8 protein-coding genes are annotated in these 12,590 nt (G+C 39.5%); 5 read left to right on the plus strand and 3 right to left on the minus strand.

Annotated elements, in window-relative coordinates:
- Positions 1-24: 24 nt before the first annotated feature.
- From ACOV1Q_RS10510 to miaA, 5 genes are read left to right on the plus strand one after another with little or no spacing between them, the layout of a single operon-like run.
- Positions 25-684: a YggS family pyridoxal phosphate-dependent enzyme gene (locus ACOV1Q_RS10510; RefSeq protein ID WP_424494352.1), complete on the plus strand. Its 660-nt coding sequence runs from the start codon at positions 25-27 to the stop codon at positions 682-684.
- Positions 685-699: 15 nt separating this feature from the next.
- Positions 700-2,073, plus strand: a complete 1,374-nt coding sequence (locus tag ACOV1Q_RS10515) for an exonuclease domain-containing protein (RefSeq protein WP_424494353.1) — start codon at positions 700-702, stop codon at positions 2,071-2,073.
- Positions 2,066-4,036, plus strand: coding sequence for a DUF3858 domain-containing protein (locus tag ACOV1Q_RS10520; RefSeq protein WP_424494354.1), 1,971 nt, complete (start codon positions 2,066-2,068; stop codon positions 4,034-4,036). Before ACOV1Q_RS10515 ends, ACOV1Q_RS10520 begins: the two co-directional genes overlap by 8 nt.
- A gap of 25 nt (positions 4,037-4,061) precedes the next feature.
- Positions 4,062-4,889: an ion transporter gene (locus tag ACOV1Q_RS10525; RefSeq protein ID WP_424494355.1), complete on the plus strand. Its 828-nt coding sequence runs from the start codon at positions 4,062-4,064 to the stop codon at positions 4,887-4,889.
- On the plus strand, positions 4,882-5,790 hold the full coding sequence (miaA, locus tag ACOV1Q_RS10530) for a tRNA (adenosine(37)-N6)-dimethylallyltransferase MiaA (protein WP_424494356.1): 909 nt from the start codon (positions 4,882-4,884) through the stop codon (positions 5,788-5,790). Before ACOV1Q_RS10525 ends, miaA begins: the two co-directional genes overlap by 8 nt.
- Here miaA and ACOV1Q_RS10535 read toward each other — a convergent pair.
- The 3 genes from ACOV1Q_RS10535 to ACOV1Q_RS10545 all read right to left on the minus strand — a co-directional run bounded on the left by ACOV1Q_RS10535 (position 5,787) and on the right by ACOV1Q_RS10545 (position 12,567).
- Entirely contained in the window at positions 5,787-10,136 is a 4,350-nt protein-coding gene (locus ACOV1Q_RS10535) for an HYR domain-containing protein (protein WP_424494357.1), read from the minus strand. The two genes, miaA and ACOV1Q_RS10535, sit on opposite strands and share 4 nt — an antisense overlap.
- Before the next feature lie 134 nt (positions 10,137-10,270).
- Positions 10,271-10,993 (minus strand): response regulator transcription factor, encoded by a 723-nt coding sequence (locus ACOV1Q_RS10540; protein ID WP_424494358.1) that lies wholly within the window; start codon positions 10,991-10,993, stop codon positions 10,271-10,273.
- A 2-nt stretch (positions 10,994-10,995) separates the two neighbouring features.
- Entirely contained in the window at positions 10,996-12,567 is a 1,572-nt protein-coding gene (locus tag ACOV1Q_RS10545) for a sensor histidine kinase (protein WP_424494359.1), read from the minus strand.
- Positions 12,568-12,590: the final 23 nt, after the last annotated feature.

Below are 12,590 nucleotides of genomic sequence, written 5' to 3' on the forward strand. Positions count from 1 at the left end.
AGGAAGGATTTTAAAAGAAATTAAATGAGTGTTTCAGAAAACATACAAAAGATCAAAGCCGAAATTCCTTCGGAAGTGACGCTGGTAGCCATATCCAAAACCAAGCCTAATGACGACATTTTAGAGGCATATAATGCTGGGCAACGGATTTTTGGGGAGAATAAGATCCAGGAAATGACCCAGAAATGGGAGGAATTGCCTAAAGATATTGAATGGCACATGGTGGGGCATGTTCAGCGCAATAAAGTCAAATATATGGCACCATTTGTATCGGTAATCCATGCTGTAGATTCCCTTAAACTACTTAAGGAGGTAAACAAACAGGCAAAAAAGCATGACCGGGTGATCAATTGTCTTTTACAAATAAAAATTGCAGAAGAAGAGTCTAAGTATGGAATAACAATTGATGCTGCCAAAGAAATCCTTGACTCCGAAGCATATCAAAATATGCAGCATGTAAAAATTACCGGCCTTATGGGCATGGCCACGTTGACTGAAAGTGAGGATAAAATAAGAAAGGAATTTACCTTTTTAAGAACTACATTTGAGGCATTTAAGGAAGAAAATGACAATTTTACGACGCTTTCCATGGGGATGAGCGGGGATTACAAAATAGCCCTGAAATGTGGAACTACCATGATACGTGTGGGAAGTTCCATTTTTGGGGAAAGAAATTACAATTAATACCAAAGAATACATTTGTACGCAATTTTAGACATAGAAACTACCGGTGGGAAATACAATGAAGAGGGGATTACTGAAATTGCCATTTATAAATTTGACGGCCACAAGATAGTCGACCAGTACATTAGCTTAATTAATCCTGAAATTCCCATTCAGCCATTTGTGGTGGGACTAACGGGAATTAATAATGAGATGCTGCGGAATGCTCCTAAATTCTACGAAGCAGCAAAACGCATTATCGAAATTACCCAGGACTGCATTATTGTGGCTCATAATGCCAAGTTTGATTACCGCATTTTAAGGACAGAATATAAAAGATTGGGGTATGAGTTTGAAAGGGAAAGCCTATGTACTGTAGAGCTTTCAAAAAAATTGATTCCCGGGCAAAAATCTTATAGCCTTGGAAAACTGGTGCGGGCACTGGGAATTCCGCTTAGCGACAGGCACCGTGCGAATGGCGATGCACAGGCCACGGTAAAACTTTTTAAAATGTTACTGGCGAAAGATACTGAGAAAGAAATTCTTCGGAATTTGGTTCGAAAAAGCCCAAAGAACCAACTGGATACAAAACTTATCTCTCTTCTCGAGGAACTGCCTTCGATCACCGGAGTCTATTATTTGCACAATTCTGAAGGAGATATCATCTACATTGGTAAGAGCAAGAACATAAAGAAGCGCGTAAACCAGCATTTTACGAGTGACAACCGCAAATCGCGAGAAATTCAGAAGGAGGTGAATTCTGTATCATATGAAGCTACAGGCAATGAGTTGAATGCACTTCTCAAGGAAAATGAAGAAATAAAGCGCAACAAACCTAAATACAATAAATCCCTGACCAGGACAGTTTTTAGCTATGCTTTGTACAAATCTGTAGATGAAGCCGGGTTTATCCATCTGAAGATTGGAAAGGCAGATGGCCGAAAAAAGAATATTACTACTTTCACGAACATGCAACAGGCAAATGCTGTTCTAAATGAGATCGTGGAAAAATACAATCTTTGTCAGCGGTTTACAGGCTTGTATTCCGGGAAAGGAAGCTGCTTCAATTACGGTATTCAAAAATGTCACGGTGCATGTATGCAAAAGGAATTACCAGAGGAGTACAACAAAAGAGTAGAAGAAGTCATTGCCCAATACAGTTATGACACTAAAAATATGCTGGTCATTGACCGCGGACGGGAAATAGATGAGAAAAGTGCACTTCTCGTGGAAGAAGGGGTGTTTAAAGGAATAGGATATTTCAATTTAAATCATCAATTAAATAATATCGAGATCATCAAGTCTATTATCACCCCAATGAAAAGCGACCGCGATGCGCAACACATCATACAGAGTTACCTTAGAAAAAACAGCAGATTAAAAATTATTGAGCTTTCCACACATGAATAAAATTTTACTCCTCCTTTTTACCTTTTCAATCTTTTCATTACAGGCCCAGGAACAAACTTTTAGGACAGAAGACGTGCTTGTAAGTCGGACAGATTTGGAAAGCGATATTTATTCCAAAGATTCTACGGCAAACGCCTTTTACATCTATGAAGAAGGTTATAGCCGCTTTAGGGAAGGTAACGAATTAAGACTGGTCACAGATTATACTGCTAAACTTAAGATTTTAAACAAGGAGGGTTATGACCATGCCAATGTGGAAATAAGGCTGCAAAAGAATGATCGTTCCGAAGAGGAGATTGATCATCTTAAAGCAATCACCTACTATCTTGAAGACGGAATTCAGAAAAGTGAACAATTGGATGCTTCCAAAGTTTACACTGAAGAACATCCTTCTTATGATCTTGTGAAGTTTACTTTCCCGGGACTTCGGCCCGGTGCAGTTATTGTTTATTCTTATGAATTGAGTTCACCTTTTTTCTTCAAATTTAATACCTGGTGGTTTCAGGAAGATATTCCTAAACTGTACAGCAAATTTGTAAGTGAGATTCCTGGCAACTTTAATTATAACATTAAAAAAGTTGGATACCAGAAGTTGGACTCTCAAGAGGAAGAGATCGTAAAAAGATGCTTCTACAAAAGCGCCCCGGAACCCGGTTCCTGTTTGAAAACCGAATATGTGATGAAGAACATCCCGGCTTTTGTGGAAGAAAAATATCTTACTTCACGATATAATTACATTTCCCGCCTTGAATACGAGCTTATTCAAATCACCACTCTTGATGGCCGGGTAAAAAAGTACACCAAGACCTGGGATGATGTGGATCGGGAACTTCGGAAGGATGGTGACCTGGGCAAACAATTAAGAAAAAGTTCTGTCGCAAAGAACCTGCTTCCAGATAGCATTCAGAAACAACCTAATGATCTTCATAAAGCAAAGGCTATCTATGCCTTTGTAAAGGATAACTATACCTGGAACGGAGATTACAAGATATTTGATGATATGAAAATAAAAGATCTTGTAAAAGAGCGAACAGGAAATGTTTCTGCTATAAATACCCTTCTACATAACATTTATGACGAGCAGGGATACAAAGTCTTACCTGTCTTGATGGCTACTCGCAGCAGTGGAGTTCCGTCGAGGCTCTACCCCATTCTAAGCGAATTCAATTACCTTATTGTTCAATTACAGATAGGAGAAGAAAAATATTTGCTAGATGCTACTGAAAAATATCTTGACTTTGGCAATCTCCCCTACCGCTGCCTTAATCATTACGCACGTTTGCTCGATTTTGATGAAGGAAGCTCCTGGATTGATATTGATCCTGAAGAATTTTCAACCGTCACCTTTCACGATTCCTTAAAAGTGAATGCCGACGGCACCTCAACAGGAATCTCCAGACAAATTTTAAGAGGATATCACGCTATCGCGGCAAGAGAAAAACTGGAGGAACTTTCCAACAACGAGATATTTAGCAGCCTTACAAATGCAGCGACACATACAAGAGCGCAAAATGTAACATATACGATTGATCCTGAAAGTGAAGAAAACCTGAACCTCAGTTTTGAGCTGAATAATGAATCACAAAAAATCAATGATCTTATTTATGTAAATCCGTTCAGTTTTCAATTTTTTGATGAAAACCCATTTCAGCTTTCAGAAAGACAATATCCTATTGACTTTGGTTATAAAGATGCGTACTCCTACAGCATAACGCTTCAAATTCCCGAAGGACATGAAGTGGTGGAACTACCCGAGCAGAAATGGATGAAATTGCCACAAAACGCAGGTATGCTTCAGTTCATGGTGCAACAAATGGATGAAAACAATATTAGTGTTTATTGCAGAGTGAACTTTCCTAAGACAACGTATGAACCTGGATATTATCCTTATTTGAAGGAGTTCTTCAATACTTTAATAGATATTCAGAAACAATCTATTATCGTCCTCCAGCAAAAAAGTTAACTTGCAGTAGCCGTTAATAACGATTTTGAAAAAAGAACAGAAAATATCGCCCTGGAGATTAAAGCTACATGAGGTCATCTATGAGGCCGATACGCCTGCAGGAAAAATTTTCGACATTGCCCTGCTTATGGTTATTCTCCTAAGCATTGTACTGGTCATGTTGGAAAGTGTCAAGGAATTGAGTAGGGAATATTACTGGCAGTTCTATACCGCAGAATGGATTATCACCATCATTTTTAGTATAGAATATGTGCTGCGAATCATCGCTATAAATAAGCCTTCCAGGTACATCTTTAGTTTTTATGGCATTGTAGACTTACTCTCCACACTCCCTACTTATCTCGCTTTTATAGGAGGTGGGCACAACCTGCTTTTTGCAGTACGATCACTGCGTTTGTTGCGGGTTTTCAGGATCCTGAAGATTACCCGGTATATAGGAGAATCTAATAAACTTGTAAAGGCACTAAGAGACAGTAGACCAAAGATCCTTGTTTTTCTGTTTGCCGTACTTATTCTTTGCGTGATCATGGGTACTGTAATGTATCTTGTTGAAGGACCCGAGCATGGCTTTACCAGCATTCCCGTGGCTGTATATTGGTGCATTGTAACGCTGACTACGGTAGGTTTCGGCGACATACATCCAGTCACTCCGCTCGGCCAGTTTATAGCCTCTGTCATTATGATCACAGGTTATGGAATTATCGCCGTGCCAACCGGAATTGTAAGTGCAGAATTTTCTAAAGGACAAAAAGATATCCCTGTGAACACTCAGGTGTGCCCTTACTGCAACGAATCAAAGCACCTTGACAAAGCCGAATATTGCCATAACTGCGGAAATAAATTGAATGAATAAGCATTTAATAAGCGTAGTTGGCCCTACAGCTATAGGAAAGACAGCTATGGCTATAGAAATTGCCCGACACTATAATTGCGAAATTATTTCTGCAGATTCCCGGCAGTTTTTCAAAGAAATGTCCATTGGTACCGCCGTTCCTTCGGAAGCTGAATTAAAGGCCGCAAAACACCATTTTATCCAGAATATTTCTGTGGAAGAAGATTACTCTGTAGGTGATTTTGAGCGCGATGCGATCGAAAAACTGAAGGAGATTTATAAACAGAATAATATTGCAGTCATGGCCGGTGGTAGCGGACTCTATGTTAAAGCAGTTACAGAAGGGCTCGATCATTTTCCAGAAGTAGATTCTAAAATTAGGGAGCAGCTTAACGAAGAACTACTCGAAAATGGCATTTTTGGCTTGCAACAAAAACTTCAGGAGCTGGATCCTGTTTATTATTCTAAAGTAGATAAGGAAAATCCGCACCGTATCATCCGTGCGCTGGAAGTTTGCCTTCAAAGCGGAAAACCTTATTCTGCCTTTAGAAATCAACAGAAAACTCCACGTACTTTTCATCCCATTTTTGTGGGGTTGACATCCGACAGAGAAGTCATTTATGACCGGATAAACCAGCGTGTGGATCTTATGATGAAAGAAGGATTGTTGGAGGAAGTAAAAAAATTATATCCAAAAAGGGCATTAAACGCTCTCAATACGGTGGGATATAAAGAGCTCTTTCAATTCCTGGAAGGGAATTTCACTTTAGAAGAAGCGGTTGCAGAAATTAAGAAAAATACCCGTCGCTTTGCAAAAAGGCAACTCACCTGGTTCAGGAAACAACCTGAAATAAAGTGGTTCGATTATCAAACCCCTGCAGAAGAAATTATGGTTTACCTGGAAAGTAAAACTCATGGTTAATTTAAGCTGATCACTGCCCTTCGAATGAATTTGTCATCTTCGGAATAGTAGATAATGGTATATACACCAGACTGGAATTTTCTAAGATCAAGGCTGTAATCTTCCATTTCTCCCGCAGAAACATCAAATCGTGCTGCCATTAAAAAGCGCCCTCGCATATCAAAAACCTCAGCTCTTTGCAGCTGAATATCTTCTGAAGTTTCTACGTACACTACTCCCCTTCCCGGATTTGGATAAATAATAACATATGGAGATCTTTCAGGCTCTGCGGGATCTACGGGAGTTGTCGAGCAGTACTCTTCAGGATCTGTAAGGTTTACCAGCACCAAACAGGATTGAGTAGATCCTCCTGAATAAGTAGCAGTAAGCACTACTTCGGTTGCTCCAATATCTTCACAGGTAAAACGGGCCTGACTTAGTTGCATATCCTGCGGAACCGTGCCATTTGAATTATAAACTTCTTCAGGCGATAAGAAAGCTTCACCGTTTTCATTCAGCTCAAGTACAATAGTTCCTACACATTCCAGTTCTGGAGCGGGAATTTCGTCAGAAATGACATTTACCGTGGTGGTACAGGTACTTACATTTCCAGAATTATCTGTAACCGAAATAACAACCTCCTGCTCTCCTATGTCTTCCGAAGTAAAGTTATTCCTGCTTAAGCTGATATTATCAACTCCGCAGTTATCGCTTGCAGAAATTTCAAGATCTTCTACTGAAATTGCGGCGGTACCGTCTTCTCCTAATTTAAGATCGTAGTCTGAAATGCAGCTTACTTGTGGCGGCAAATTATCAACTACAGTGACTTCTATTTCACAGCTGCCGGTATATTCCCCCCAAAACCTTGCTGTAACAGTTTCAGTTCCTATATCATTACAGGTGAAATAAGATTTGCTTACCTCCAGTTCTTCATTTTCATCGTTTCCGGTGTAATTTAATGTCAAAGTCGCTTCGCCATTTTCATCTAAAGCTAACTCCAAAGAATCGGGACAAGATACCTGCCCGTCCTCATCTTCCTCGTCATATGGCTCTACAGTTATACTTGTTATACATGTATCTACATTTCCCGCGGCATCAAACACAGTAAAAGTTATGTCCTGCTCCCCAATATCTCCAGTCGTAAAATTTGTTTTGCTTAGGGTCATTTCTGCAATCCCGCAATTATCTGTTGAGCCATCGTCAATAATAGTTGGCGATAAAGTTCCAACTCCCTGCTCATTTAGGTGAAGTGTAAAATCAGAGATGCAATTTGCTACGGGAGAGATATTGTCTTTAAGATCTAATTGAAAGGTACAAGTCGCATTTTCCTCTCCTAAACTGGCAGTTAATTTTACTTCTGTACTTTCACTTATCATTGTTCCGGGAGCCGGCAATTGTATCACTTGAGCTTCCGGATTATTTGTTTGCACATTCCTGCGATAATCAGGTACTACAAAGACGCAGCTCTCAGTCAAGCCCTCCGTTCTATTCTCCAGACAAGTAATCTTTAAAGGATCGGGCTCTTCCGGCTGAATAAGCTGAACGTTAAAAGTGCAATATTCCTTATTGCCGTCAGCATCAGTTACCATGAAAGTAATCTCGGTGTCTTCTTCTATTTCGGTTCCCGGTACAGGATTTTGAGTTACAGTAAATGTGCTACAATTTCCGCTAACCACAGCCTCATCTGTATAATCCGGTAGCGAAAAAAGCCCTTCTGAATTGGCATTTTCTGATTTATCTGCCGGACAGGAAATACTCAGTTTCGGTTGATTATTCAGGACAACTTCGAATTCACAGGAATCAGTTTCACCTTCCAAAGTCGCTGTTAAACGAACCGTCATATTTTCCGAAACCTCCGCACCCTTCAAAGGAGTTTGTGTAATTGTGGCTGCGGAATTATTCGCAGTTGCCATTCCAGTATAATCAGGAATGGTAAAAGTACAATCTCCGCCCATGTCTTCGGTTTGAGTACCTGGGCAGGAAATCTCTAAAGGATCGGGCTCTTCCGGTTGAATAAGCTGAACGTTAAACTTGCAATATTCCTTATTGCCGTCAGCATCAGTTACCATAAAAGTAATCTCGGTGTCTTCTTCTATTTCGGTTCCCGGTACAGGATTTTGAGTTACAGTAAATGTGCTACAATTTCCGCTTACCACTGCCTCATCTGTATAATCCGGTAGCGAAAAAAGGCCTTCTGAATTGGCATTTTCTGTTTTATCTGCCGGACAGGAAATACTCAGTTCCGGGTGATTATTCAGGACAACTTCAAAATCGCAGGAAACGGTTTCCCCTTCCAAAGTCGCTGTTAAACGAACCGTTGTATTTTCCGAAACCTCCGCACCTTTCAAAGGAGTTTGTGTAATTGTGGCTGCGGAATTATTCACAGTTGCCATTCCAGTATAATCAGGAATGGTAAAAGTACAATCTCCGCCCATGTCTTCGGTTTGAGTCCCTGGGCAGGAAATCTCTAAAGGATCGGGCTCTTCCGGCTGAATAAACTGAACGTCAAAAGTGCAATATTTTTTATTGCCGTCAGCATCAGTTACCATGAAAGTAATCTCAGTGTCTTTTTCTATTTCGGTTCCCGGCGCAGGAGTTTGAGTTACAGTAAATGTGCTACAATTTCCACTTACCACTGCCTCATCTGTATAATCCGGTAGCGAAAAAAGGCCTTCTGGATTGGCATTTTCTGTTTTATCTGCCGGACAGGAAATACTCAGTTCCGGGTAATTATTCAGGACAACTTCAAAATCGCAGGAAACGCTTTCCCCTTCCAAAGTCGCTGTTAAACGAACCGTTGTATTTTCCGAAACCTCCGCACCTTTCAAAGGAGTTTGTGTAATTGTTGCTGCGGAATTATTCACAGTTGCCATTCCAGTATAATCAGGAATGGTAAAAGTACAATCTCCGCCCATGTCTTCGGTTTGAGTACCTGTGCAGGAAATCTCTAAAGGATCGGGTTCTTCTGAAGCCTCTACTGTTATTGTAAACGTACAGGTATCTGTCTGTCCAAAATCATCTGTAGCAGTGAATTCAATGGAATGGGTGCCCACAGTAAATTCACTTCCGGAAGAATCACCCTTAGTCTGTAAAACGGTAGCAGAACAATTATCTGTCGCAGTAGCAACTGCAAATTCTACTATTGCAAAATCATCACCGGGTTCAGCTGTTACAACTATATCATTTGCACAAGCTATTTCAGGACCTTCCAGACTGTCAAAAGTTGGCGTTCTTTCGTTGATTTCAAGATCAAACTGAATTTTTTCAGGAATATAGCCAATTAGGAAGTAGCTCTTACCAATGACGTATGCATTATTTACATACATTTTATCGCAATCGCTGAAAGCAATATCAACCGGAAATTGAATTTTGGATTTAAAAAAATCCTCCAATTGTAAACTGGGGCTAAAAATTTTTATTCCAAAGGCGTTGTCTTCAACACCATTATCTATGTCTTCAGCTATATCCTGCGCATCTGAAATTCCCAGTTCTTCAAAATTCACAAAATCGCTAAAATTTACTCTTTCTGCGAATTCAACAACGTGGATATAATCAAACTCATCAATTACTATACTGCCCGGAGATTGCACCTTGGAAAGTTGACTTTCGTAGTTCAGATTTTTATCGAAAATTAGTACTGCAGAATCATTATCACCCGCCTGACTGACAAAAACTCTACCCTCAGAATTTACGGCTATACGATACGGAATTTCAACATTATTATTCGTACTCCGCACAACATTTGTAACCTTATCTACGACCCGAATTCTACTGAGCTCATTAGTTTCTGGTCCTTTTTCACCACTGTTGTATTCGGCAATGTAAACATTCTGTTCATCTACGTCTATACCCATAGGCCTGTAGAAAGAAGTGAGAATAGATCTTATATAATTTCCCTGTTGATCAAAAATTTTGATTTGCCCATTATCTTCAAAAGTTTCTCCACCAGCGAAATAATCCGCTATATATATTAAACCATCTTTATCGACAGCTATGTCAAGTGGACTGCTCAATCCAGTAATAAAATTGGCATCAATGACATTTCCGTTAGAGTCTCTTTTTATTACACCACTTCCAAAAGTGAGGGTATAGACATTATCCTCACGATCTGTCGCAATAGCAATGGTAACATCTTCAGAGTTCAAACCTGATAAGGAAAGGGAAACTGTGGGTAAGTCTTTCTTATCAACCCATTCATAGGAAGGAACCTGAATAGCCGGGTTCTGCGCGAAAAGTCCGTTGCCAAAACTCAGAAGAAAAAAAAGAAAAAATAATGTGCCGGAAATGGCATTTTTGAGTACCCTTCTATTGTGCCGGTAGAAATAGGCAGCAAAAAAACATTTATATGAAGATGGGGGTCTTCTCATGGCACGTAGGTTATCTGCAAAGATACAGATAGGGATGGAAGACTCTCAAAACGAACTGTTAACATAAAAATACAAAATACTACCACAACAACTCATTTGTTGCGGTAATATTTTGCAGGAAACTGAAAAACTTTCTAGCTCTCGGCTTCTTCCTTGTTTCTAATCACAAGCCGGAAACCTTCACCGTGGATGTTCAGTATCTCCACGTTCTCGTCTTTTTTAAGGTATTTACGCAGCTTGGCAATATAAACATCCATACTACGGGAGGTAAAATAATTGTCGTCCCTCCAAATTTTTGTAAGTGCAAGTTCTCTTGGCATCAAATCATTTTCATGTAATGCCAGTAATCTTAGCAATTCATTTTCTTTAGGTGATAGTTTAGATGGTTCTTCATCTCTAAACGTAAGGAACCTAAGCTTTGAATTCAGGTGAAAATCACCTATCTGGAATTCGAATTGTTTACTGTCTGCAACACTATCTGTAGCTTTACGCTGCATGATGGCTTTGATCTTCATGAGAAGAACTTCGCTGTCAAAAGGTTTGTTCAGGTAATCGTCTGCCCCTACTTTATAGCCTTTAAGAACATCTTCCTTCATGGCCTTTGCCGTAAGGAAAATAATAGGAATTTCTTCATTCTTTTCTCTTATCTCCTTGGCCAATGTGAAACCGTCTTTATACGGCATCATCACGTCCAGAATACAAAGATCAAAATCATCTTTTTTGAACTTCTCAAAACCTTCCATTCCGTTTTTGGCATGAGTAACTTCATAGTCATTCATGGCCAGGTAATCTTTTAATACCGTTCCAAAGTTCGGGTCATCTTCTACAAGTAAGATTTTTTTATTTTCAGTTTCCATATTTAAGATATTAGTGGTAATTTAATTATAAATGTACTTCCTTTTCCTTTATCACTTTCCACGGAAATATCGCCGTGATGATCGTCAACAATTCTTTTTACATACGCCAGGCCTAAACCATGACCTTTTACATTATGTATATCACCGGTATGTTCCCGGTAAAATTTTTCAAAAACCTTTTTCTGAACAGTTTTGCTCATTCCGCTGCCCTGGTCTCGCACCTTCATTACAATGTAATTTTTGACATTTTCAGTATAAATATCAATCTTAGGATTCTCGGGTGAGTATTTCACAGCGTTATCCAATATATTGACTATTACATTTGTAAAATGGGTAGGGTTTGCCAGAATCGAAGATCTTAAAGCGCCTTTGTGGGTTTGCACATACCCGCCTCCATCTTCCACAATTAATTCTATATGGGTGATGGCTTCTTCGATAATTTCATGAAGGTCGAGCCTTTCTTTTCTGAGATCCAGTTCATTTCTTTCAAGCCGCGAAATCCTTAAAACGTTCTCCACCTGCGCATGCATTCTTCGATTTTCATCTCTTATCATCTTATGATAATGCGCCACCTTATCTGGATTTCCGGAAACCTTTGGGTTCTTGATCGCATCTAAAGCCAGATTAATGGTGGCAATAGGTGTTTTGAACTCGTGGGTCATATTATTAATAAAATCCGTTTTAATTTCTGAAATCTGCCGTTGTCTAATAAGCTGTGATAGCGCACTTGAATATGCAATTACGATAATGAGCGTAAATATGATCGATAATGCAGCCATAAGTGTGATGGAAGAGAGTACTAGCTTTTTCTTTCCTGTAAAATTCACGTATAACTGGTAATTATTCAATCCATCTTCATCCACAAAGATAGGTACCCTGTAAGTGGCCGGTGATTCAAGGTCAAAATTCTCTGAACGTACCTTGGTAGCCAGCCCGCCATCATAAATACCATATTCAAAAGCTGTGTTCAGCTCTCTTCTTTTTAACTCCTCGGTGAGTGTTTGCTGCAGGAAAGCTTCGGAAACTCTTTGATGAATGGGCATTCTACCCGTATAATCCATCACTGTTTCCCTAATAAGTTCTTTCTCTACCTCGTTCATTCGAAAGATGTTCTGTAACCTGTTTCGGGAGCTCTCAAAATCATTTCCAAGACTGTCGTTTTTCACAAATTCCGCAGCCTTCGTATTGATTAATTGCTTGAACCGGGCGGTATCAATGGCCGCATCCAAAAAGGCAGTTGACAACCTGTAATCGTCCTCAATGACACCTTCGGAATAACCAAAAACTTCTTCAGATTTCTTATTGCTTTCAACTTTAAAAATTTCACTTACCGAAGTACTGTCTGCATCTGTTCCAAGACTATCAATTACATCCTGAAGCGCAAAATAATAACTCTCCAATTCCTTTTGCTGCAGCTCATTGGAAACCTTCCGTAAAATCTGTTTTGCATTGAAAGAGAATTGTTCTTCCTTGGTTTCGACCGTGTTTTTAATCCAGTAGCCCTGAACAAAAATAATTCCTATAAGAGATAGGCTCATAAGAACCACAAGAAGAAAAAATAATCTTTTGTTCATATCCTCAAAAGTATGATTTTAAC

The sequence above is a fragment of the Salinimicrobium maris genome (genome assembly GCF_049680855.1).
Classification (GTDB): Bacteria; Bacteroidota; Bacteroidia; order Flavobacteriales; family Flavobacteriaceae; genus Salinimicrobium.